This is a genomic window from Aeromonas fluvialis (genome assembly GCF_000819885.1).
GTDB lineage: Bacteria > Pseudomonadota > Gammaproteobacteria > Enterobacterales > Aeromonadaceae > Aeromonas > Aeromonas fluvialis.
Genome location: NZ_CDBO01000013.1, coordinates 24,947 through 47,824, shown reverse-complemented (window position 1 = coordinate 47,824; position 22,878 = coordinate 24,947). Strand labels below are relative to the sequence as shown.

Annotated in this window: 17 protein-coding genes, 1 other RNA gene and 1 pseudogene; 9 read left to right on the top strand and 10 right to left on the bottom strand. The window is 61.0% G+C overall.

The window, feature by feature from the left end; genetic code table 11:
• Positions 1-62 precede the first annotated feature (62 nt).
• The 9 genes from BN1125_RS03835 to BN1125_RS03800 all read right to left on the bottom strand — a co-directional run bounded on the left by BN1125_RS03835 (position 63) and on the right by BN1125_RS03800 (position 10,237).
• Complete coding sequence (locus tag BN1125_RS03835) at positions 63-2,036, bottom strand: type I restriction-modification system subunit M (protein WP_042010792.1); 1,974 nt, start codon at positions 2,034-2,036, stop codon at positions 63-65.
• Positions 2,037-2,369: 333 nt separating this feature from the next.
• An RNA gene (gene ffs / locus BN1125_RS18340) (signal recognition particle sRNA small type) lies at positions 2,370-2,466 on the bottom strand.
• Positions 2,467-2,568: 102 nt separating this feature from the next.
• Positions 2,569-3,357, bottom strand: coding sequence for a sulfite exporter TauE/SafE family protein (locus BN1125_RS03830; RefSeq protein ID WP_042010791.1), 789 nt, complete (start codon positions 3,355-3,357; stop codon positions 2,569-2,571).
• 105 nt (positions 3,358-3,462) lie between these two features.
• A complete protein-coding gene (gene arcD, locus BN1125_RS03825) occupies positions 3,463-4,899 on the bottom strand; it encodes an arginine-ornithine antiporter (protein ID WP_042010789.1) in 1,437 nt (478 codons plus the stop codon).
• Positions 4,900-5,257: 358 nt separating this feature from the next.
• Complete coding sequence (locus BN1125_RS03820; protein WP_042010788.1) at positions 5,258-6,019, bottom strand: SDR family oxidoreductase; 762 nt, start codon at positions 6,017-6,019, stop codon at positions 5,258-5,260.
• A gap of 52 nt (positions 6,020-6,071) precedes the next feature.
• Positions 6,072-6,974, bottom strand: a complete 903-nt coding sequence (gene mmsB / locus BN1125_RS03815) for a 3-hydroxyisobutyrate dehydrogenase (RefSeq protein WP_042010787.1) — start codon at positions 6,972-6,974, stop codon at positions 6,072-6,074.
• Between the two features lie 51 nt (positions 6,975-7,025).
• The gene (locus BN1125_RS03810) at positions 7,026-8,138 is read right to left on the bottom strand and encodes an enoyl-CoA hydratase/isomerase family protein (protein WP_042010786.1); all 1,113 of its coding nucleotides are present in this window, start codon (positions 8,136-8,138) and stop codon (positions 7,026-7,028) included.
• An 18-nt stretch (positions 8,139-8,156) separates the two neighbouring features.
• On the bottom strand, positions 8,157-8,939 hold the full coding sequence (locus BN1125_RS03805) for an enoyl-CoA hydratase (protein WP_042010785.1): 783 nt from the start codon (positions 8,937-8,939) through the stop codon (positions 8,157-8,159).
• Positions 8,940-9,079: 140 nt separating this feature from the next.
• Positions 9,080-10,237 (bottom strand): acyl-CoA dehydrogenase family protein, encoded by a 1,158-nt coding sequence (locus tag BN1125_RS03800; protein ID WP_042010783.1) that lies wholly within the window; start codon positions 10,235-10,237, stop codon positions 9,080-9,082.
• Between the two features lie 316 nt (positions 10,238-10,553).
• Here BN1125_RS03800 and BN1125_RS03795 point away from each other — a divergent pair, with 316 nt between their 5' ends.
• The 9 genes from BN1125_RS03795 to BN1125_RS03755 all read left to right on the top strand — a co-directional run bounded on the left by BN1125_RS03795 (position 10,554) and on the right by BN1125_RS03755 (position 22,317).
• Positions 10,554-11,696: an isovaleryl-CoA dehydrogenase gene (locus tag BN1125_RS03795; protein ID WP_042010782.1), complete on the top strand. Its 1,143-nt coding sequence runs from the start codon at positions 10,554-10,556 to the stop codon at positions 11,694-11,696.
• Positions 11,693-13,294 (top strand): carboxyl transferase domain-containing protein, encoded by a 1,602-nt coding sequence (locus tag BN1125_RS03790; RefSeq protein ID WP_042010781.1) that lies wholly within the window; start codon positions 11,693-11,695, stop codon positions 13,292-13,294. The genes BN1125_RS03795 and BN1125_RS03790 overlap by 4 nt, the downstream gene beginning before the upstream one ends.
• Positions 13,295-13,305: 11 nt before the next feature.
• Complete coding sequence (locus tag BN1125_RS03785; RefSeq protein ID WP_042010780.1) at positions 13,306-14,160, top strand: enoyl-CoA hydratase-related protein; 855 nt, start codon at positions 13,306-13,308, stop codon at positions 14,158-14,160.
• 109 nt (positions 14,161-14,269) lie between these two features.
• Positions 14,270-16,264, top strand: a complete 1,995-nt coding sequence (locus tag BN1125_RS03780) for an acetyl/propionyl/methylcrotonyl-CoA carboxylase subunit alpha (protein ID WP_042010779.1) — start codon at positions 14,270-14,272, stop codon at positions 16,262-16,264.
• 14 nt (positions 16,265-16,278) lie between these two features.
• On the top strand, positions 16,279-17,229 hold the full coding sequence (locus tag BN1125_RS03775; protein ID WP_156993069.1) for a hydroxymethylglutaryl-CoA lyase: 951 nt from the start codon (positions 16,279-16,281) through the stop codon (positions 17,227-17,229).
• Positions 17,230-17,231: 2 nt separating this feature from the next.
• Complete coding sequence (locus tag BN1125_RS03770) at positions 17,232-17,642, top strand: MerR family transcriptional regulator (protein ID WP_042010777.1); 411 nt, start codon at positions 17,232-17,234, stop codon at positions 17,640-17,642.
• Positions 17,643-17,678: 36 nt separating this feature from the next.
• A complete protein-coding gene (locus BN1125_RS03765) occupies positions 17,679-18,440 on the top strand; it encodes a substrate-binding periplasmic protein (RefSeq protein WP_042010776.1) in 762 nt (253 codons plus the stop codon).
• A gap of 52 nt (positions 18,441-18,492) precedes the next feature.
• On the top strand, positions 18,493-21,495 hold the full coding sequence (locus BN1125_RS03760) for a DUF748 domain-containing protein (protein WP_042010775.1): 3,003 nt from the start codon (positions 18,493-18,495) through the stop codon (positions 21,493-21,495).
• A gap of 225 nt (positions 21,496-21,720) precedes the next feature.
• A complete protein-coding gene (locus BN1125_RS03755; RefSeq protein WP_042010774.1) occupies positions 21,721-22,317 on the top strand; it encodes an acetate uptake transporter in 597 nt (198 codons plus the stop codon).
• Between the two features lie 60 nt (positions 22,318-22,377).
• Here the strand turns inward: BN1125_RS03755 and BN1125_RS18335 are convergent.
• Positions 22,378-22,724, bottom strand: a pseudogene (locus tag BN1125_RS18335) (IS1595 family transposase); the annotation flags it as partial.
• Positions 22,725-22,878: the final 154 nt, after the last annotated feature.

Below are 22,878 nucleotides of genomic sequence, written 5' to 3'. Positions count from 1 at the left end.
ATATTGCGTGCTATTGCGTCCAACCCCGTCGGCAATGCCTGAGTAGCCAGTATGCATTGGTATCATGAATGCACCTGTGCCAGCAGCTGCATGATCTCCTTGGCCACTGCATCGAGATCGGCGTCGATGGCTTCCAGCGAACGGGGCGGCTGGTACTGGTAGAAGTGGCGGTTAAAGGGGATCTCGTAGCCCACGATGCCTACCTGACCATCGAGTGGATCGGTCTTGCTGGTGTCGATCCAGGCATCCGGTACATGGGGCAGCACCTCCCGCCGGAGATACTCATGAATGTCTTCCCCGAGCGGCACGTTTTCGTAGTCCCGCAGATCGGAGCTGGCCTCCATTTCCCCCTTGCTCTTGCACACTTGGGCCTCATCGCTCTGCTCACCAAAGGTGCTCACCAGCAGTTTAAAGGCGGGGGCTGGCAGTTTGATGGTGCCTAATGCCTTGGTGAGCTGCTTTTTGAACTGCTCGCGGCAGAGCAACCGCTCGGGCAGCGTTGGCAGGGCCGCAAGGATGGCTTGCTGCAAATTTGCATCTAGCTTGGCCCAGCCCTTGTCGGCGGTGAGGCTGGCGAGCCGCTCGGCATCGTGCGGGGTGAATGCCAGTTTCAGCGGCCGCTCGATAGTCAGGCGGCGATAGCCAAAGGCGGTGGTGGGGAAGATCTTGGCGATCGGGCTCGCCTCGAAACGGCTGGCGAGGCGGACTACTTCCTCGATGGCCTCATCGCTCAATTGCTTACGCTTGGAGCCCAACGACTTACGCATCGGGCTGTGCAGGTCACTGGCGTTAATGAGCAGCACCTTGCCCTTACGCTCCGCCGGTTTGTGGTTCGATAGCACCCAGATATAGGTGGCGATGCCGGTGTTGTAGAACATGTCGGTGGGCAGGGCCACCAGGGTATCGAGCAGGTCGTGCTCCAGGATATAGCGGCGGATCTCGCTCTCGCCGCTGCCCGCCCCACCAGTAAAGAGCGGGGAGCCGTTGAGGATGATGCCGATCCGGGCGCCCTGATCTTCACCATTGGCGGGCTTCATCTTGGCGATCAGATGTTGCAGGAACAAGAGTGAGCCGTCAGAGACACGGGGCAGACCCGCCCCGAAGCGGCCACTGTAGCCCTTTTGCAGGTGTTCGTCCCGCACTTGCTTCTCGACCTTCTTCCAGTCCACCCCGAATGGCGGGTTGGAGAGGCAATAGTCGAACCGATCGGTCGGCAGCTGGTCGTCAGAGAGGGTGTTACCCAGCTTGATGTTGTTGACCTCCTGCCCCTTGATCAGCATGTCCGCCTTACAGATGGCGAATGACTCGGGGTTGAGCTCTTGCCCGAAGGTGGCAAGTCGTGCCGCCGGGTTCAGCTCGTGCAGGTACTCCATACCGCATGAGAGAAAACCGCCGGTGCCAGCGGTGGGATCATAGATGGTTCGCACCACGCCCGCGGTGGTCAGAGCCTCGTCATCAGCCGCAAACACCAGCGAGGTGGTGAGCCTCACGATATCACGGGGGGTGAAGTGCTCACCGGCGGTCTCGTTAGAGCTTTCGGCAAATTTGCGGATCAGCTCCTCGAACACCAGACCCATGTGGTAGTTGTCGACAGTCTCGGGAGAGAGATCGACGTTGGCGAAGTTGCGGACCACCTTGTAAAGCAGGTCGGCATCTTCCAGCAGATCGATGCTGGCGGCGAAATTGAAGTGCTCGAACACCTCGAATGCCTCACGGGAAAAGCCCCGCACATAGGCATCCAGGTTATCGCCAATCTGCTTCTCGCCGAGATTGTCGAGGGTGAGCTTGGCGATGTTGTAGAAGCTCTGCCCAGCGGCATTGAGCAGCAGCTTATGGCGGGCCAGCTCGGGCAGCGCCTTGGTGCTCTCGGCGGTGGCCAACACGTTTTCACGGGTCGGGGCCAGCACGCACTCAAGACGACGTAACACGGTGAACGGCAGAATGATGCGACCATACTGGGACTGCTTGAAATCACCTCGCAGGAGGTCAGCCACCGACCAGATCAGGTTGGCAAGGGAGGAAATATTGGTTGTCATGGAAACCCCGTGGGACCGCCCTGCGGTCTGAGACAGACGAAATGGCACGGATTCTACCACGGCAAGCCAGCCATGGGGGGGATACAGGTAGCACTTAACTCCCTGGTTGGACGTACATGTCGCATGTTCAAGCGGCTCGGTTTGGGCCTGCTGATGGGGGATTCCCGTCTGTGCAGTGGATGAGGAAAACGGCCATTCTGTGGCTTTCCGGTAATACCAGACGCCGTGGGGACTGAGCCAGAGATTCATCGATGAGCGCCTCGTCGTCCACACAACGTGGATGACCAAGGGCGTTAGGAAGGTAACTTATTGAAGTGCAGAAACAAGTGGTGGCCCTACCAGCCACATCCCGGCACTCGAGTCCCCCACCTTGGCTGCTACCTTCCGGTCCTGACCAGGTCGACGGGTTATCAATGCGAGAGGACCAATAGGACCACCGGCGAGGAGAATAGGCAAACTGGCCGCTCAATGCAATGGCTTTCTGCCATCCAACAGTTTGTTTGCCTTATTTTTCAACAATCTGCCGAATGAATCAGCTAAATAGCATAAATTTGGCCCCCACCAGCAGCATCAGCAGGGCAAATGCCTGCTTGAGGCGTGTTGGTGACAGGCGGTGTGCCAGTTTGGCGCCAATGCGGGCGAACGGGGTGCTGGTCAGCACAATGCCCAGCAGAGCGGGCAGATAGATGTAGCCCACACTCCACTCGGGCAGATCGGCATGATCCCAACCCGCATAGAGGTAGCTGAGGCTGCCTGCAAACGCGATAGGCAGGCTGCAGGCGGCGGAGGCCGCCACCGCATTGCGCATTGGCACCGAGTTCCAACTCAGATAAGGGACGGTGAGCGAGCCACCGCCGATACCAAACAGCGCCGACAACCAGCCGATAAGGGTGCCTGCGATGCCGGTGCCAAGCGCTCCTGGCAGGTGTCGTTCCGCCTTGGGCTTGAGGTTGAGCCCCATCTGCAACGCCATGGTCCAGGCGAAACAGCCGATGATGATATTGAGGGTACCGGCACTGAGCAGGTTGGCGGTCATGCCGCCAAGCCAGGCGCCGACCAGCATGCCTGCACCTAGACGCCGGATCATCACCCAGTCGACAGCACCAGCCTGCTGATGGGCTCTAAGCGAGCTGAAACCAGTGAAGATCATGGTGGGAAGGGAGGTACCAAGGGCCAGATGGGTAATGATCTCGGGTTCAAACCCCATCGCACGAAAACTGACCACCAGCACGGGAACAATGATAAGACCGCCGCCGATCCCGAACAGTCCCGCTAACATACCGGCAAAGGCGCCCAGCAGGAGGTAACCCATAAACAACATAAAAATTCCTGTGTTAAACAAAAACTGGCCAACACGGCCGGACAACAGTGGATATCAGCATGAAAAAAAAGAGATGGCGCGAGGGCCATCTCTTCATTGTGCCGGTCACTGCAGCGGAATAGTACCGTCCATCACCTTATATAAGGCCAGCACGGCGCAACCGAGCAGGAGCGCTGTCATCCCCTGCTCCAGCCGGTTAAGTCCGCGCAGACCGTGATGCTGACGCGCCTTCCAGTAGATGAAGATGCCCGGGCTATAGAGCAGCGCCACCAGCAGCAGGTACTCGACCCCGGCTGCGTAGACCAGCCAGCAGCCGTAGACGGTCGCTATCAGGGCCAGCAGCAGATCACGCTTGCGCTGATGCGGTTGACCCTCATAGCTCTCCCCTTTCATTGCCAGCTTCAGGCCATAAGCGCCCGAGAAGACGTAAGGCACCAGCGCCGCCGAGGTGGCGATGTTGACCAGCGCCAGATAGGTGCTGTTCTGGAAGTAGATGATGATGAGGAACGTCTGCACCAGACAGGTGGAGCACCAGAGCGACACCTGCGGCGAGCCGTTCTTGTTCTCCTTGGCAAACCAGCTCGGGAACACGCCGGTCTTGCCTGCGATGTAGGGCACTTCCGCGGCCAGCACGGTCCAGCTGAGCAGAGCCCCCATCACCGACACCACCAGACCGATGTTGATGAGCCAGGCCCCCCACGGGCCGACTACGGCTTCGAGGATCATCGCGGTAGAGGGGTTCTTGAGCGCCGCCAGTTGCGGCTGGCTCATGACCCCCAGCGAGAACAGGGTCACCATCACATAGAGCGCCAGGGCGCCGAGCAGCGCCAGCACAGTGGCGCGGCCCACATCCTTGCGATGACGGGCACGGGCGGAGACCACCACGGCCCCTTCAATCCCGATAAAGACCCAGAGGGTCACCTTCATGGTGGACTTGACCTGATCCATCACGGAGCCCAGCTCCATGTTGTTCTGGCCCCAGATATCCAGGGTGAAGGTATCCATGTTGAAGGCCAACAGCACAGCGACACAGAAGACGATGAGCGGCACCATCTTGGCGATGGTGGTGACGATGTTCACCAGCGCAGCGACCTGCACCCCGCGCAGTACCAGCGCATGCACCGACCAGATCAGGATGGAGGCCAGCGTGATAGCCACCGGCGTATTGCCATCACCGAAGATGACGTTGTCCGGCGTATCGAAGAAGTAGCTCAGGGCGCTGAACACCACGATGGCGTAGGAGACGTTGGCCAGCAGCTGGCAGAGCCAATAACCCCAAGCCGCGTTGAAACCGATGAAATCGCCGAAACCGGCTTTGGCATAGCTGAAGATGCCGCCATCGAGATCAGGGCGGCGCATGGAGAGGTTTTGATAAACCAGCGCGAGACAGATCATGCCAAGGCCCGTGATGGCCCAACCCAGGGCGACCGCCCCGGCACTGGCATGCGCAGCAATGTTTTGTGGCAGACTGAAGACTCCGGCGCCGACCATGGAGCCGACCACCAGCGAAATGAGGGCGCCCAGCCCTAGTTTCTTGTCCATCTCAATCCTGTTTATTTAGGCGGCGGCAGAGCGTCCGTATTCATACTGCGCGCAATATGGGAGGGGCTGGAAATCCTGACCCCGTGAAAAAGGCGGCAACTATATTGCATGACTATTCCGACCGCAATCCTTCGTCCCGTCAATCATGCACCGTCTTGACCGCGCGCAATTTTACAGTACTGACCCCGGGGGCCTGTGAGCTGGCTCAAATTAAGAAAGACCCATTGATATTTCTCATTTTTTTGCCAACACAACCTGACTCGCATGGTCCCCATGCATCCCCATTCAGCCCCACGTTGGGTAAATAAACTGCATACAAAAGCCCCGGTGGAAACACCGGGGCTCATTGTGTAAATCCCTATAAACGCAAACCGCCATCCAGCTCTATCATCCGTCCCGACAGATAGTCGTTGGCAAAAATAAAGCTCACCGTCTCGGCCAGCTGCTGCGCCTCGCCAAGGGCGCCGACCGGAATCGCCTGCTGCATCCGCGCCATCGCCTCCGGCTTCATCGCCGCCGTCATGTCGGTGGCAAACACCCCGGGGGCGATCCCCATCACCCGAATACCGTGGCGGGCCAGCTCCCGCGCCCAGGTCACCACCAGCGAGGCGACACCTGCCTTGCTCGCGGCATAGTTGCTCTGGCCAATATTACCGGCGCGGGCAATGGAGGAGATGTTGATCATCACCCCCCCCTGCCCCCCTTGAGCCATCAGTGCAGCCCCTTCGCGCCCGCAGAGGAAGGTACCGGTGAGGTTGACGTCGATGACGCTCTGCCACTGGGCCAGCGTCATCTTCTCCACCAGCTCACCCTCTTTTACCTTGATCAGCATGCCATCGCGCAGAATGCCGGCGCAGTTAATAAGGCCATGCAGTACGCCAAAGTGCGCCTTGATGGCGGCGAACGCGGCTTCGACCTCAACTTCGCTCGCCACGTTGCAGACGAACAGGGCGCAGCGACCGTCACGGCTGCGCACTTCCGCCTCGGTCACCTCCAGCTCGGCGCGGTTGACGTCGATGAGCGCAAGCTGAGCCCCCTGTGCCCCCAGAGCCAGGGCGATGGCCCGCCCCAAGCCACGTCCTGCGCCGGTAATCACGATGACCTTATCTTTGATATCCATCAATGCTCCTTGTAGCTGGTCGAAGGGAGATGCCTTGAAGAGAAGTGGCCCGTCAGGCGGGATCCTGTTTATCCAGATAGAGTTCGACGATGCTGGAGAAATCCCGACTCCCCTGCCCCCGGGCGGCATGCAGGTTGAACAGGTTACGCGCGAGCGCCCCCATCGGCACCGCGCTGTGGCCATGCTCGGCCAGCGCCATGGCCAGCCCCAAATCTTTCACCATCAGGCGAGTCATAAAGCCCCCCTGATAGTGACGGGCGGCAGGGACATTCTCCATCACCCCGGGCCAAGGGTTGTAGCGCTCCAGACTCCAGTTGTTGCCGGAGCTCTTGCCCATGATAGTGGAGAGCACGGCGGGATCCAGCCCCTCCTTCACCCCGAGGGCCAGCGCTTCGGCAGTGCCCGCCATGTGGATCGCCAGCAGCATGTTGTTGCACATCTTGGCGATCTGCCCGGCTCCCAAGGCGCCTGCGTGAAACAGATTCTGCCCCATGCAGGCGAGCAGGGGGTTCGCCGCCTCGAAATCCGCCACGTCGCCACCGACGATGAAGGTTAGCGTCCCGGCGGCCGCACCGGCGACACCACCAGAAACAGGGGCATCGATAAAGTGCAAACCGCGCGCGCGGGCCGCCTCCCCAACCTGACGGGCCGAGTCGACATCGATGGTGGAGCAGTCGATCACCAGTGCGCCTTCAGGCAATGCCGCCAGCAGATCCTGCCCTTCCGGCAACCAAAGGGCGCGCACATGCTCCCCTGCTGGCAGCATGCTGATCACCACCTCGCAGCTGGTCACCGCCTCGCGGGCATCCCCTGCCGCGATACAGCCTGCCGCGATGGCACGCTCAATGTTTTCGGCAACCAGATCAAACACCTGCACTGAATGCCCGGCCTTTGCCAGATTGGCCGCCATGGGGCCCCCCATGTTGCCGAGCCCGATAAATCCTATCCTTGTCATCCCGCTTGCTCCTTGCGTTGCTGATGGCGGCATCCGCCGGTTACCGAGGTGTTATCCTTTGCAGGCCAACGGATTGCCCCCCTGCGGCCAGCGATAAAACTCATCCAGCCACTCCCCTTCCAAAGGCACCTGCTGCCAGCGGGGATCTTTATCCTTATCGATCAACAGGGCCCGCACCCCTTCCACAAAATCCCCCTTGAGCACGCAGTTGACCGAGAGGGTCAGCTCCTCGGCAAAGACCTCGGCCAAAGAGTGACGGCGAGCCTGCCAATACTGGCGCCACAAAATGGCGCGGCTGATGGGGCTACCGGTGCGGCAGATCTGTTGTGCCTGCTGGAGTACCGCCTCCTGTTGATCGAAAGCGGCGCTGAACAGCCGATCCAATACCCCTTGCAGCGAGCGCCCCGCCAGCAGGGCATCGATCCGCTGTTGATGGGGCAACAGAACGGGTGCAGGCAACTGCGCCGTCACTTCATCATGCAAACCCCTGAGCAGCAGATCGATCTGCTCACGGGGATCACCACTGCCAGCCCAATCGAGCACAGCGAGGCGTGACAACAGCGCACTGCGCTCGCCACTGGCGATGGCGTGATCCGCCAGACCAAGACCAAGGGCATCGGCGCCATTGAAGCGAGCGCCAGTCAGACCAAGCCAGAGCCCGAGTCGTCCCGGCATCCGGCTTAAATACCAGCTCGCCCCTACATCGGGGTAGAGGCCGATGGTCACCTCCGGCATGGCCAACAGGCTCTTCTTGGTCACCACCCGAAAATCGGCTCCGGCAAACAGGCCTATCCCGCCCCCCATGCAGATACCGTCCGCCACGCAGATAAGGGGCTTGCGATAACGGTGGATATGATGGTCGAGCCGGTACTCCTGCTCGAAAAAGTCGCGGGCATACTCGAACAGTTCCGCTTCACTCGCCTCCTGCTTGCGGTAATAGAAGGAGCGGATATCACCACCGGCGCAAAACGCCTTCTCACCCGCCCCCTGCAACAGCACGCAGGCGATGGCGGGATCCTGCTCCCAGCGGATCAGCGTCTGTTGCAGGATCGCGATCATCGGCAGGCTCAATGCGTTGAGCGACGCTGGGCTGTCGAGGGTCAACACCCCGATCTGATGGCCATCCTCGGTGGGATGGCAGCTAACCTTGACCGGCTCACTCATAAACGGCTCCATATGGATTTACTCTGCTGGGCCATATTGCCAACGGGGCGCCCGTTTCTCCAGGAAGGCGGCCACCCCTTCACGCTGGTTGGCATCGCTAAAGAGATCGAGAAACAGCGCTCGCTCAAGGGGCAAGGCTGCATCCCGCGGGCCACTGCGCCCCTGATTGATCAGGGTTTTGCAGGCGCGCAGGGCGCTCGGGCTCTGGCGCTCCACCAGATGGGCCATCTGGTGCGCCGCCTCCCACGCCTGACCGGTTTTCACCACCTCCTCCACCAGCCCCATCTCGTAGGCCAGCGAGGCACTCACCTTCTCACCGCAGAGGATCATCCGCTTGGCCCAGCCCGGCCCCACCAGCTCGGTCAGACGCTGGGTGCCTCCCGCGCAGGGGAGCAAGCCCACCGAGGACTCCGGCAGTCCCAGCAACGCCTGCTGCTCGGCGATGCGGATATCACAGGCCAGCGCCACTTCCAGCCCGCCGCCCATGGCATAGCCATTGATGGCGGCGATAGTGACCCCGTGAAAACGGGCCAGCGCCCCGAAGGCCTTGCCAAAGGCCTCGGCCACTTCACGCGCCTGCTCCACATCCCCCTCGACAAACATATTAAGGTCGGCACCGGCACAGAAAAATTTATCGCCCGCGCCGCGGATCACCAGCGCCACCACGTCGGGGCGGCTGTCGAGCTCCACCATCATCTGCAAAAAAGCCTGCAGGCTGGCGAGGGTCCAGGTGTTGGCAGGGGGATGGTCGAGGGTGATATAAGCAACGTGGCCATGATATTCGAGTCTGATCCTTGTCATAACATTGTCCTTGTCGATGAAGCTGCCGCCATGATGACAGGCTTGAATGACACCAACCTGTGGCTGGCTCACAAAGCCGAAACCGGCATGGCATGGCGCAAATCGGGTGGCAGTAGACACCCCCTTGATGCGACCACCGGTTAGCCCAGCGACAAGCCGGGATCGGCCAGCATGCGACGCGCGATGATGAGTCGCATCACCTCGTTGGTGCCCTCCAGAATGCGGTGTACCCGGGTATCGCGCAGATAGCGCTCGAGCGGATACTCGCGGATATAACCATAGCCGCCAAAGAGTTGCAGAGCCTCATCGCAGACCCGATAACCCACATCGGTGGCAAAACGCTTGGCCATGGCGCACCAGGCACTCTTGTCCGGCGCCCCGCGATCCAGCTTGTCGGCGGCCTGACGCACCAGCAAACGGGCGGCAGCCAGCTCGGTCGCCATGTCGGCAAGGCGAAACTGCACGCTCTGGAATTCGCTGATCGGGTGACCAAATTGCTGGCGCTGCTGCACATAGGCCAGCGCATCATCGAGCGCCTGCTGGGCGGTGCCTACCGAGCAGGTGGCAATATTGATGCGCCCCCCATCGAGGGCCTGCATGGCAAACTTGAACCCTTCCCCCTCCTCACCGAGCCGATAGCTCACAGGGACGCGCACCCCGTTGAACGCCACCTCCCTGGTCGGCTGGCTGTTCCAGCCCAGCTTCTCTTCCGGCTTGCCATAGACGATGCCCGCGCTGTCGGCCGGCACCATAAAGGCAGAGATCCCCGCCGCCCCTTCACCACCGGTGCGCGCCATCACCACCAGCACGTCTGTGCTACCCGCCCCCGAGATAAAGACCTTGGTCCCTTCGATGAGGTAGCTGTCACCCTCGCGCAGCGCACGGGTCTTGAGGGCCGCCGCATCTGAGCCCGCGCCCGGCTCGGTGAGGCAGTAGGAGCCCAGCAATTCGCCGCTGGCCAGTTTGGGCACCCACTCCTTGGCAACCTCGGTGGGCAACCAATTGCCCAGCATCCAGCTCACCATGTTGTGAATGGTCAGATACGCCGTGGTCGAGGTACACCCCATGGCGAGGCGCTCGAAGATGAGGCTCGCATCGAGGCGCGGCAACCCCAATCCGCCAAACTGCTCCGGGGTATAGAGACCGCAAAAACCGAGTTCGGCCGCCTGCTTGATGGTCGGGATCGGAAACTCGTGTTCTTTATCCCAGCGCGCGGCATGGGGTTTGAGCGCATCGTCGGCAAAGGCGGCGGCCGCCTCCACATACGCCTGTTGATCATCGGTCAGGGTAAAATCCATCTCGTCGTTCGCTCCCTTGTTGCCCCGCGCTTATTGTCCCGCGCTTATTTTCCTGAGTTAGCGCTTTATGACGCGGCGCCCACACACTGGTCATTCGGATCTGCCACTATGGCGCGGTTGTCGTGGTCGCTGATGACGCGATCACGCCCCCTCTTTCGACCCACAACAGATTAACAATTGATTTACGTTTACGCTAACGTAAACTTATGACAGAAGTGAAGTGCATAAATGGACTGACCACTGCCCGCCGAGACGCCCAGTCAGCTGGTCGAACCAACCTTCCTACCCGACTGTCATATCCGCAAGGAGAGCATGGATGCAGATGGATGAGACCCTCAATGCCCTGACCGAACAGGTTGCGGCCTTCTGCCGACAAGTGATCGCCCCGCGCGCCGGCGAGATCGATCAGAGCAACGCCTTCCCCCGCGATCTCTGGCCCCGGATGGGTGAGCTGGGGCTGCACGGCATCACAGTGGCCGAGGAGTATGACGGGGTGAACCTCGGCTATCTGGCCCATGTGCTGGTGATGGAGCAGGTGAGCCGCGCCAGCGCTTCGGTCGGTCTCTCCTACGGCGCCCACTCCAACCTCTGCATCAACCAGATCCACCGCCACGGCACGGCGGAGCAAAAAGCACGCTACCTGCCCCCGCTGGTGAGCGGCGAGCATGTGGGGGCGCTGGCCATGAGCGAACCGGGGGCGGGCTCCGACGTGGTGAGCATGCGCCTGACCGCGGTGCGCGAGGGCGATCACTTCGTGCTCAACGGCAACAAGATGTGGATCACCAACGGCCCGGATGCCGACACCTTCGTCATCTATGCCAAGACGGATCCCGCCGCCGGCCCCAAAGGCATCTCCGCCTTTATCGTCGAGGCAGGCACTCCCGGTTTCTCCACCGCCCAGAAGCTCGACAAGCTGGGGATGCGCGGCTCCAGCACCTGCGAGCTGGTGTTCGACCACTGCCAGGTGCCACAGGAGAACCTGCTGGGCCCCTTGCACGGCGGGGTCAAGGTGCTGATGAGCGGGCTCGATTACGAGCGGGTGGTACTGGCGGCGGGCCCCCTTGGCATCATGCAGGCCTGCATGGATGTGGTGCTGCCCTATGTGCGTGAGCGCAAGCAGTTCGGCCAGGCCATCGGCGAGTTCCAGTTGGTGCAGGGCAAGCTTGCAGACATGTATACCCGCCTCGCCAGCAGCCGGGCGCTGGTCTACTCGGTGGCGAGCGCCTGTGATCAGGGTCGCACCAGCCGTAAAGATTGCGCGGCCGCCATCCTGTTTGCCGCCGAAAACGCCACCCAGATGGCGCTCGACGCTATCCAGCTGCTCGGCGGCAACGGCTACATCAACGAATACCCCACCGGCCGCCTGCTGCGGGACGCCAAGCTCTACGAGATAGGCGCCGGCACCTCGGAGATCCGCCGCTGGCTCATCGGCCGCGAGCTGATGGAGGATAACCCATGAGCAGGCTCCACTCCCGCCTCGACACCGCAAGCCCGGAATATGCGGCCAATCGGGACGCCATGCAGGGGCTGGTCGATGACCTCCATGCTCGCATTGCCGAGATCGCGCAAGGGGGCGGCGCGGCCAACAACGCCCGCCATCAGGCTCGCGGCAAGCTGCTGCCCCGCGAGCGCATCAATCAACTGCTGGACCCGGGCTCCCCATTTCTCGAACTGTCGGCGCTGGCTGGCTGGCAGGTCTATGACGAGCCGGTGCCCGCCGCCGGTATCATCACCGGCATCGGCCGGGTTTCGGGCCGGCTCTGCATGCTGGTGGTGAACGACGCCACCGTGAAGGGTGGCACCTACTACCCGCTCACGGTGAAAAAACACCTGCGCGCCCAAGCCATCGCCGAGCGGCTGCGCCTCCCCTGCCTCTATCTGGTGGATTCCGGCGGTGCCTTCTTGCCGATGCAGGATGAGGTGTTCCCCGACCGGGATCACTTTGGCCGCATCTTCTACAACCAGGCCCGCATGTCGGCCCAGAACATCCCCCAACTGGCGGTGGTGATGGGGCTCTGCACCGCTGGCGGCGCCTACGTCCCTGCCATGGCGGATGAATCCATCATGGTCAAGAGCCAAGCCACCATCTTTCTGGCTGGCCCGCCGCTGGTCAAGGCCGCCACAGGGGAAGAGATCAGCGCCGAGGCCCTGGGCGGCGCCGAGGTGCACTGCGCCCACTCAGGTGTGGCGGATCACATGGCCCGTGACGATGCCCATGCGCTGGCTATCGCCCGCACGCTGGTTACTCATCTGGGTAACGAGCCGGTAGCGACCAACCCCGGCTACGAGCCCCCCTGTTACCCCATAGAGGAGCTCTACGGTCTGGTGGGCACCAGTCTCAAACGCCCTTACGACGCCCGCGAACTGATCGCCCGACTGGTAGATAGCTCTGACTTTGACGAATTCAAGGCGCTGTTCGGTACGACCCTGGTCACCGGCTTTGCCCGTATTTGCGGCATGGAGGTGGGGATCCTCGCCAACAACGGCGTGCTGCACAGTGACAGTGCCCAGAAGGGGGCCCACTTTATCCAGCTCTGTAACCGGCGCGCCATTCCGCTGCTCTTTTTGCAGAACATCACCGGCTTTATGGTGGGGAGTCGCGCAGAAAAAGAGGGGATCGCCAAGCACGGCGCCAAGCTGGTGACCGCCGTAGCCTGCAGCCGGGTGCCCAAGATCACCCTGATCGTCGGCGGCAGCTTTGGCGCTGGCAACTACGGCATGTGTGGCCGCGCCTATGAACCCGATTTTCTCTTTAGCTGGCCCAACAGCCGCATTTCTGTCATGGGTGGCGAGCAAGCTGCCGGGGTGCTGGTGCAGGTGCGTCGGGACAAGCTGGCAACCGAGGGCAAGGACTTGAGCGAACAGGAAGCGACCGCCATCCGTGCCCCGGTGATCGAGCAGTATGAGCGCCAGGGTCACCCCTACTACGCCAGCGCCCGCCTCTGGGATGATGGCGTCATCGACCCGGCCCAGAGCCGCATCGTGCTGGCGCTGACGCTGGCAGCCTGTCAGGGTGCCCGCATTGAACCCGAGCAGTACGGCATCTTCCGGATGTAAGGAGCAAAACGATGTCAGATCCACTCACTTCCTCAGCACTTGGCTCTTCAACACAAGGCCCGTTTCGGCTGGAGCGGCATGGCCCGCTGGCCGAGCTGGTGCTGTCGCGCCCGGCCCGCCACAACGCCTTTGATGCCGAGCTGATGCTGGGGCTACTCAACTGCCTCGATGATCTGGCCCATCTCCATGGCCACTCCCTTGCCGAACGACCCCATGCACTGTTGCTGCGGGCAGAGGGAAAACACTTTTGCGCGGGCGCCGACCTCAACTGGATGCGCAATCTGGCCCACGCCGATTTCGAGCACAACCGGGAAGATGCCCGGGTATTGGCGCGGCTGATGCAGACCCTCGACGAGCTCCCCTTCCCCACGGTGGCGCTGGTGCAAGGGGCCGCCTATGGCGGGGCGCTGGGGCTGATCTGTGCCTGCGATCTGGTGCTGGCCAGCGACGATGCCCGCTTCTGCCTCTCAGAGGTAAGCCTTGGCCTGGTGCCTGCCGTAATCAGCCCCTACGTTGTACGTGCCATGGGAATGCGTCAGGCGCGCCGCTACATGCTCAGTGCCGAGCCGTTCGATGCCATCACCGCCTGTCGGCTCAATGTGGCACATCAACTCTGCAAGCCGGATCAACTGCTGGCGGAGGGACGGGCGCAGGCCCTGCGTCTGTGCCGCAACGGGCCGGAAGCGATGAAAGAGACCAAACGGCTGCTGGCGGCGATAGAGGCCCACCCTTCCCGCCTTCATGAAGAAAAAACCGTCGAGACCATTGCCCGGGTTCGCGTGGGGCTCGAAGCCCAGGAGGGGATACAGGCCTTCTTCGACAAACGCCCTCCCGCCTGGCGTCCCCGTTTCAAGGATGAGACATGACCCATCACACCCCGATTAAAGGTCTGCTGATCGCCAACCACGGCGAATATAACCGGAGTGCGGATCAACACGTTTTGCACTTGTGCACCTTGAACAACAGGGAGCCAAAATGACTCATCACACTCCAATTAAGCGCCTGCTGATCGCTAATCGCGGCGAAATCGCCGTGCGGATCATCAAGACGGCGAAACGCCTCGGCATCCACACCATCGCCCTCTACTCCGATGCCGACGCCCACGCCATGCACACCCGTCTGGCTGATGAGGCCTGGCATCTGGGGCCTGCACCGGCCAGAGAGAGCTATCTCGACACCGGCAAGGTGCTGAAGATTGCCAAAGCGGCGCGTGCCGATGCCATCCATCCCGGTTACGGCTTTCTGTCGGAAAACAGCGATTTTGCCACCGCCTGCGAGCAACGCGGCCTGCGCTTTGTCGGTCCAAGCGGTGCAGCCATTCTCGCCATGGGCGACAAATCGGGCGCCAAGGCGCTGATGCAGGCTGCCGGCGTACCTGTGCTGCCCGGCTATCACGGCACGGATCAGCGGCCGGACTTCTTGCGCGATCAGGTGAGCCAGATTGGCTTCCCGCTACTGATCAAGGCGGCCAGTGGCGGCGGTGGCAAGGGGATGCGCCGGGTCGATCAGCTGGCCGAGTTTGACGAGTCGCTGGCGGCAGTTAAACGGGAAGCCAAGGCCGCCTTTGGTGACGATCTGGTACTGCTGGAGCGCTATCTGCCCCAAGCTCGCCATGTGGAGGTGCAGGTCTTTGCCGATAGCCTCGGCAACGCCATCTATCTGGGGGACAGGGACTGCTCTTTGCAGCGACGCCACCAGAAGGTGATCGAAGAGGCGCCCGCCCCCGACATCCCTCCGGCTCTGCGGCGTGCCATGGGGGATGCGGCCGTGGCCGCTGCCAAAGCCATCCACTATCAGGGGGCGGGCACCATCGAATTTCTGCTCTGCAAGGATGAATTCTTCTTTATGGAGATGAACACCCGGCTGCAAGTGGAACATCCCGTCACCGAAGCCGTGACCGGGCAGGATCTGGTGGCTTGGCAGCTGGCAGTGGCCGAAGGCAAGCCGCTGCCACTGACTCAGGATGAAGTGGTGCTGCGCGGCTATGCGGTGGAGGCGCGCCTCTACGCCGAGGATGTGGCGGCCGGTTTTCTGCCTGCCAGCGGGCCCATCCACTGGCTCCACTGGCCCGTTGGCGTGCGCATCGACACCGGCGTTACCGCTGGCGATGAGGTCAGCCCCTATTACGATCCCATGATCGCCAAGCTAATCGCCCACGGCCAGAACCGCGCCGAGGCGTTCGCCAAACTGGCCGATGCGCTGGCGGCGCTGGATCTCGGCCCGTTGGTGCACAACGGCCCGCTGCTGCTGCGGCTGTGTGAAGAGCCTGATGTCTTGGCCATGCGCCACCATACCCAGTGGCCCATCCCCACCACAGCGCAGCCCATTCCTGAGCTCGCCTGGCCGCTGGCTGCCCTCTGGCTGGCGAGCCGCCCTGCGGGTCACTCCCCCTGGCAGCAGGCCTGCGGATTTCGGCTGGGGCCGGATCGCAGCTGGACGGCGGCGGTGCGCATCGGCGATGAGCGCCGGGTATTGACCCTTCACGATCATGGCGGCCAGTTTGAGTGGCAAGGGGAGATCCTTTGCTACCAGAGAGGCGATGACCATATCCTCCTGCAACAGGGTGGCTGCTGGCAGCAGATCCCCATTCAGACGGTCGCAGGCACGGAGGCAACCTTTGTCATGACCCTGGCGGACCAGCGCATACGTGTCACTGCCGCTGATCAACAACACGATCACCACCATGATCAGGCAAACGAGAAGGTGCAGGGTGCCATCGCTCCCATGCACGGCATCGTGGTGGCCGTGCTGGTCGAGCAGGGGCAAACTGTCAACAAGGGGCAACCACTGCTGGTGCTGGAAGCGATGAAGATGGAACATCAGTTGCACGCAGAGCGAGACGGGATAGTTGAAGCCCTGCAGTGCAAGCCGGGCGATCAGGTGAGCCAGGGGGCTGTGCTGGTGCGCTTTGCCGATGCAGATACCGCCCCGGCGCATAACGCCATCAACCAACAAGCGAGCAGATCATGACCAGAGGATTAGCCATGCCGGATGACAGGGTCAGTCTGGTGGAGATGGGGCCGCGAGATGGCCTGCAAAATGAAACCAGCCCGCTGGCACTGATCCAGCGGCTGGAGCTGATCCAGCGACTGGCCGACAGCGGCCTGCAACGCATCGAGGTGGGCGCCTTCGTCTCGCCCAACAAAGTGCCGCAGATGGCAGACTCCGCCGCACTGTTTCAGGCTCTGCCGCGCAAGGGGCCGACCCGTTACGGTGCCCTGGTGCCCAATTTGCAAGGCTTGCAAGCTGCCATTGCCGCCCGCGCCGACGAGATTGGCCTCTTTACCGCCTGCTCCGACGGGTTTACCCGCGCCAATATCGGCATCAGCGTCGAAGAGTCCCTGGTGCGCTTCGCCCCGCTGGTACAGGAGGCACGCCGCCTCGGCATCAAGGTGCGCGGTTATCTCTCCACCGTCATCGCCTGCCCGTTCGACGGTCCGACCCGCCCGAAACGGGTCGCCGCCATGGCCGAGCAGTTGCTGGATCTCGGCTGCCAAGAAATTTCGCTGGGGGACACCATCGGCGTCGGCACCCCGGGCACGGTGGCGCCCATGCTGGATGCGGTGCTGCACGAGATCCCCGCGGGTCGGCTCGCGGTCCATTTTCACGACACCTACGGCCAGGCGCTGGCCAATCTGCTGCCCGCGCTGGAGCGCGGTATTCGCACCATCGACTGCTCGGTGGCAGGCCTTGGCGGCTGCCCCTATGCCCCTGGGGCCTCCGGCAATGTTGCCTCGGAAGAGGTGGTCTACCTGCTGCACGGCCTTGGCATGACGACGGGGGTGGATCTCGACAAACTGGCCGCCACCGGTCAGTGGGTCAGCAAGCAGCTCGGTCGCCCCAACGGCTCGCGGGTCGGCCAGGCATTGCACGCCAATGCCGAACGGCTGCGTGCCCGCCTCTGCCAGCCCCTCTCCCGGCAACAGGAGTCATGACCATGTCCCGTCCCCTGCCCGGCAAAGAGATCACCTACAGCATTTCGGAATTAGCCCATGAGTTCGATGTTACGCCGCGCACCATCCGCTACTACGAGGACGAGGGGTTGCTCACCCCGACCCGGGAGGGGCAAACCCGCATCTACAGCCACCGGGACAAGATCCGGCTCAAGTTGACTCTGCGCGGCAAACGGCTGGGGTTTAGCCTGGCGGAGATCCGCGAGCTGTTCGATATGTACGACACCGACCGGTCGAGCAACACCCAACTCCACTCCATGATCCAGCTTATCGAGGCAAAACGCGACGTGCTGCGCCAGCAACTGGAGGATATCCAGATGGTGATGGCCGAGCTGGAGGCGGCCGAACAGCGCTGTGTAAATTCCCTTAACAACTTGAAAACCGGCGCAGATTAACCGAATCTGGGAGCAATCTATTGCCTGGGGGATCCCATGAGATATTGGTGCTGGTTTTTGCTCTTGTTCAGCCTGTCTGGCTGGAGCCACCCCCTCATCAAGGTTGGCGGATACCCCTATGCCCCCTTCGTGGTCAAACTCTCCGATTCGCACTATGAAGGGCTGACACTGGATCTGGTCGCCAAGCTCAACGAAATCCAGCAAGAGGTCAGATTCGTCTTTGTCCCCACATCGGCCACCAACCGCTACAAGGCGCTCGATCTGGGCCGTTTCTCGCTGATGCTGTTTGAAGACAGCAAATGGGGTTGGAACACAGATAAATTCAAGATGACTGCCCCTTTTCTAGGTGGTGGCGAGGTCTATGTGGCCCTGCGCAAAGCAGGCCGGGATCAACGCTTCTTCGACGACCCCTCCCAGCACCACCTTATCGGGGTGGCCGGCTATCACTACGGCGTCGGCCAGTTCAATGCCGACCCTGTCTACCTGCAGCGCAAGCTCAATATCACGCTGGTCAAAGACAACATCAACGCCCTGCAAGCCCTGCTCAAAGGGCGTGGCGATGTGGCCATTCTCAACATCTCATACCTTAACCAGTATCTGCTGGCCCACCCCGACACGGCCGACCAGCTGCTGATCTCGCAAAAATGGGACCAACGGTATCAACACCGCGCCATTCTCCACCCTGCTGCCCCCATTACCTCAGCCCAGTTGGAACAGTGGTTGGCGACCCTGCAACAAAAGGGTGAACTGGATCCCCTTTGGACAAAGTACGGCGTACAACAGCACGCAACCCCATGATGATTATCCAGCTTTTCGGTACTATGGCGGGAACCAAATGGGAGTGCACCAAATGAACACCACCGAGCCCGCGTCCCCCAAGCTCCGCTTGCTGCGCTACCTTGCCTACGCTTTCCTGCTGCTTCTTATCCTATTCACCCTGCTGCTGTGGCAGACCCCCCGTCTGATCCAGCGCTATCTGCCTGGCTGGCTGGCCGAACACTACGGCCTGCAGCTGACGCTGGGAGAGATTGACGTAGGGCTGCGCACCCCTTCTCTCACCCTCAGCGCCACCGCCCTGCTCGATGCCAAACAGCAGCCCATCATCCGTTTTGAGCAGCTCTTTATCACCCCCGACCTGCACGCCAGCTGGCAGCAGAAAGGGGTAGTCCTCTCCGCTGTCACCCTGACCAAACCTGTGGTGCTACTGCAACGGCTGGCTGACAAAAAAGGGGATGTTCGACTCAATCTGACCGATGCGCTGGCCACCCTGCTCGCCCCAGCCCCCTCCCCCGTGCGCGAGACAACCAGCGCCCCGCTGCGGGTCGACATCGCCAGCCTCGCAGTCACCGACGGGCATGTACGCTATCAGGATCAGCGCAAGGAGAGCGACCCCGGCTGGTTGCCCCCCCTCAATCTAGAGAACGTGACCCTTAAGCTCGATAACCTGCGCACAGAGGCAAATCACCCGACCGCCTATCAACTGAGCGCCGCCATCAACGGCAAAAGCAACCTTGCCGCTCACGGCAGGCTAGACGTAATGAGCGGCATGGGTCAGGGCAAGGTGAGCCTCAAGCAGGTCGAGCTGAAACCCTTCGCCCCGCTCTGGGCCCCCTACCTCAAGCTGGATCTGGCCAAGGGGCACGCCAATGCCGAAGTGGAATACCTGCTCAAAGAGGGCAAGCTCGGGGTGCAGTGGCAATTGTCCAAAGGCAAGCTGACCCTGGACAACTGGCAGCTTAAAAAACACAAGGGCGACGAGTTTGCCCGCTTCAGCCAGCTGGCCCTCAGCGAACTGGCCGTCGATGGCCAGAAACAGTCGCTGCAGATCGGCAAGGTGACCCTGCAACAACCCCTCATCAAGGCCACCCTCAACGCACAGCAGGAGCTGGATCTGGCTGACTTGCTCATTGAACAGGCCCCCGCCAACCCCGTCAAAGGGGGCAATGCAGCAAAAAAGATGACCAACGATGCGGCACCCAAGTCGGCACCAAAAACCAAGGCAGCCGGGAATGCCAAGATAAACGCGGCAGACACACCCTGGCAGTGGCAGATCACGCAGATCGCCATCGATAAGGGCGATCTCACCCTCACCGAATCGAGCAGCGGCAAACCGCTGGTACGCCAGCTCTCCGGCCTCAAGCTGGCGCTGGGGCCACTGAGCAGCAAGGGGGAGCAACCGAGCAAACTGACTCTGGCCACCCACTTCAACCAGAGCAGCCCCCTGGCCTTTGATGGCCAACTGACCCTGACCCCTTTCACCTTAAGCGGCGACATCAACCAGCAGGGACTACCCCTGACGCTGGCACAACCCTATCTGGCCGATCTGGTACGCATCAAGGTGCAAAACGGGCTGCTGAGCAGCAAGACCCGCCTTGATCTCGCCACCACCGCCCAAGGAGATCTCAGCAAGCTGACCCTGCAAGGAGGGCTCGATGTCAACGGGCTCAAAGTGGTCGATCGGGCTGACAATCAGCGGCTGCTGGAGTTCAATACCCTGGATCTCACCGGTCTGACGTACGATGGCATCAGCCAGCAGATGCGGATCAAGGACATTGCCCTGAACAAGCCCTTCGCCCGCATCGAGGTCAACGAGGATGGCACCACCAACCTGCAACAGCTGCTGTTACCGCAACCGACGGCAGCCAAAAGCACTCAATCGGATACAGACAGCAAGGCTCCCGACTTTCGTTTCACCATCGATCAGTTGCGCACCGAGCAGGGCAACCTGCGCTTTACCGATCGCAGCCTGAGTCAGGATTTTGTGGCCGATATCGCCTCGCTCGGCGGCCAGAGTCGTCATATCAGCAATATTCCGGGGCAACGCTCCGAACTCGCCTTTAACGGCAAGGTGGATCGGTATGCGCCAGTGACCATTCGCGGCGGCACCAACCTGCTGGTCGCCAACCCGATCCTCGACATCGCGGTGGCCTTCCACAATCTGGAGCTCACCACCTTTACTCCCTACTCGGGTACCTATGCCGGTTATGCCATCGACAAAGGCCAGCTCTCCATGAAGCTGCACTACAAGCTGGAGGGTAACCGGCTAGAGGGGGATAACGACATCACCATCAAGAAGCTGCAACTGGGCGAAAAGATAAAGAGTGACCAGGCCAAAGACCTGCCGCTGGGGCTGGCCATCGCCCTGTTGAGTGATGCCAACGGGGTGATACAGATGAACCTCAAGGTGAAGGGCGATCTCGATCAGCCGGACTTCAGCATCGGCAATATCTTCTGGGATGTGTTGGGCAACACCCTGAGCAAGGCGATCACCTCCCCCTTCTCCCTGCTCGCCTCGCTGGCCGATGGCACCGACGATTTCGACGAACTCCCCTTCCTGCCGGGGGATCCCGATCTGACCCCCACCCAGCAGGAGAAACTGATCAAGCTGGCACAGGCCCTCAAGGATAGGCCCAAACTCAGCATGAATATTCGTGGTAAGGCCAACTTCAACGAGGAGCGTCCCATCCTGCAACGACAAAAGCTGGAACGGGTACTGGCCAGGCTCACCGGCAATCAGGCCGATCTCGACCTGCTGGAACAAGACCCCACCCTGCAAGAGGCGCTGGCCCAGGCCTATGAAGAGCGCTTTGGTGAAGATCTGGATGATCTGGCCGATCGGCTCCATCTGGATGAAGATAGCCCCGCCCTGCGGGCCCAGGCGGTGATCCTGCTGCGGGATCAGCAGCTCATCACGGCCAAATCACTGCGCAATCTCGCCATGCGCCGGGCACAAAATACCAAGGAGTTTCTGGTAGACAGCCAAGGGATCACACCTGAACGGCTGTTTGTGCTCGACAGCCAGGTCAAGGAAACGGACAAGGAAGCCAAAGTGATCCTGACGCTGGATCAGTAACGCCACCGCACTTCGCAAAATGCGTAATAAAAATACAACCATTTAACCGCCTTGACACCTTTTGCTCACCAAATCACCCAAAATGGTGAGCGGCTGGCCTCATATGCAAATTATTACGTAGTTTATTTACTATTTATTCCCCTAGCCCTCTTGCGGTAGCGCCATAGCCTGCCTAAAATCGCGCGTCTTTTGTTAACCCCCCCCCCTATTTTTGGAGAACGCCACGTGAGCGAAAAATTGGCCAACCCTGCCCCTCTGGGTCTGATGGGTTTCGGTATGACCACCATCCTGCTGAACATCCATAACGCAGGTTTCTTCCCTATCAGCGCCATGATCCTGGCCATGGGCCTGTGCTACGGTGGTATGGCACAGATCATCGCCGGCATCATGGAATACAAGCGTGGCAATACTTTCGGTGTGACCGCCTTCACCTCCTACGGTTTCTTTTGGTTGAGCCTGGTGTTCCTGATGGTGATGCCGACCATGGGTCTTGCCGAAGCGACTCCGCACGCCTACATGGGCTGGTACCTGCTGATGTGGGGGGTGTTTACCCTGTTCATGCTGATCGGCACCGTCAACTACCCGCGTGTGAAGCAATTCGTATTTGCCTCCCTGACCGTGCTGTTCTTCCTGCTGGCCGCCCGTGACTTCACCGGCAGCACCCTGATCGGCACCATCGCCGGTTTCGAAGGCATCATCTGTGGCGCCAGCGCCATCTATCTGGCCATGGCCACCGTGATCAACGAGCAGTTCGGCCGCACCGTGATGCCTATCGGCGATCACAAGAAAGCAGCCACCGTACAGCTGAAAGCGGCTGCCTGACAGGCAAACCACGCTAATTGAGAATAAGGCACCTTCGGGTGCCTTCTTTTTGTTACCTGATTACCCATCTGCCTCAGCCAGCTTCAAGAGCCGATATGGCATTGGAGGAGTAGTTGGCAGCTTGGCTCTGCAGCGCACTCTTCACATTTCCTGTCATGATGTTGAGCCGGATGTGTCAGCCAATCCAGGTTACCTCGGTGACGACACCCAACTATTCACCATCGGCCTCCTACCCCTGAAACAGGCAAATCCATCGGGTATCACCGCACTCCCGCTGGCAAGATGTCGTTTGACCCACTCACCGATGTGCAACCATCGACCACAGTCACTCGCATCCTGATGGGATCTCCTCTCTTGCTCAGGGCTACTGCCGCCACAAACGGTCTCTTGCCCCCGCGCAGCTCACCACGTGGGTTATCAGGTTCATCAATGTAACTTGAGGGGAGTGAGCGAGGCTGTATCCCGTCAATCTGATCCCAGCCTTTATCCAGCACGGCATGCAATAGAAAGAAAGAGGGAGGCATCATGCCTCCCTCGCTTGTTAGCCCTGAGAATAGACGG

Coding starts and splice junctions, on each gene's coding strand:
- BN1125_RS03835 (WP_042010792.1), bottom strand. CDS start 2,036: ATGACAACCAATATTTCCTCCCTTGCCAACCTGATCTGGTCGGTGGCT.
- BN1125_RS03830 (WP_042010791.1), bottom strand. CDS start 3,357: ATGTTGTTTATGGGTTACCTCCTGCTGGGCGCCTTTGCCGGTATGTTA.
- arcD (WP_042010789.1), bottom strand. CDS start 4,899: ATGGACAAGAAACTAGGGCTGGGCGCCCTCATTTCGCTGGTGGTCGGC.
- BN1125_RS03820 (WP_042010788.1), bottom strand. CDS start 6,019: ATGGATATCAAAGATAAGGTCATCGTGATTACCGGCGCAGGACGTGGC.
- mmsB (WP_042010787.1), bottom strand. CDS start 6,974: ATGACAAGGATAGGATTTATCGGGCTCGGCAACATGGGGGGCCCCATG.
- BN1125_RS03810 (WP_042010786.1), bottom strand. CDS start 8,138: ATGAGTGAGCCGGTCAAGGTTAGCTGCCATCCCACCGAGGATGGCCAT.
- BN1125_RS03805 (WP_042010785.1), bottom strand. CDS start 8,939: ATGACAAGGATCAGACTCGAATATCATGGCCACGTTGCTTATATCACC.
- BN1125_RS03800 (WP_042010783.1), bottom strand. CDS start 10,237: ATGGATTTTACCCTGACCGATGATCAACAGGCGTATGTGGAGGCGGCC.
- BN1125_RS03795 (WP_042010782.1), top strand. CDS start 10,554: ATGCAGATGGATGAGACCCTCAATGCCCTGACCGAACAGGTTGCGGCC.
- BN1125_RS03790 (WP_042010781.1), top strand. CDS start 11,693: ATGAGCAGGCTCCACTCCCGCCTCGACACCGCAAGCCCGGAATATGCG.
- BN1125_RS03785 (WP_042010780.1), top strand. CDS start 13,306: ATGTCAGATCCACTCACTTCCTCAGCACTTGGCTCTTCAACACAAGGC.
- BN1125_RS03780 (WP_042010779.1), top strand. CDS start 14,270: ATGACTCATCACACTCCAATTAAGCGCCTGCTGATCGCTAATCGCGGC.
- BN1125_RS03775 (WP_156993069.1), top strand. CDS start 16,279: ATGCCGGATGACAGGGTCAGTCTGGTGGAGATGGGGCCGCGAGATGGC.
- BN1125_RS03770 (WP_042010777.1), top strand. CDS start 17,232: ATGTCCCGTCCCCTGCCCGGCAAAGAGATCACCTACAGCATTTCGGAA.
- BN1125_RS03765 (WP_042010776.1), top strand. CDS start 17,679: ATGAGATATTGGTGCTGGTTTTTGCTCTTGTTCAGCCTGTCTGGCTGG.
- BN1125_RS03760 (WP_042010775.1), top strand. CDS start 18,493: ATGAACACCACCGAGCCCGCGTCCCCCAAGCTCCGCTTGCTGCGCTAC.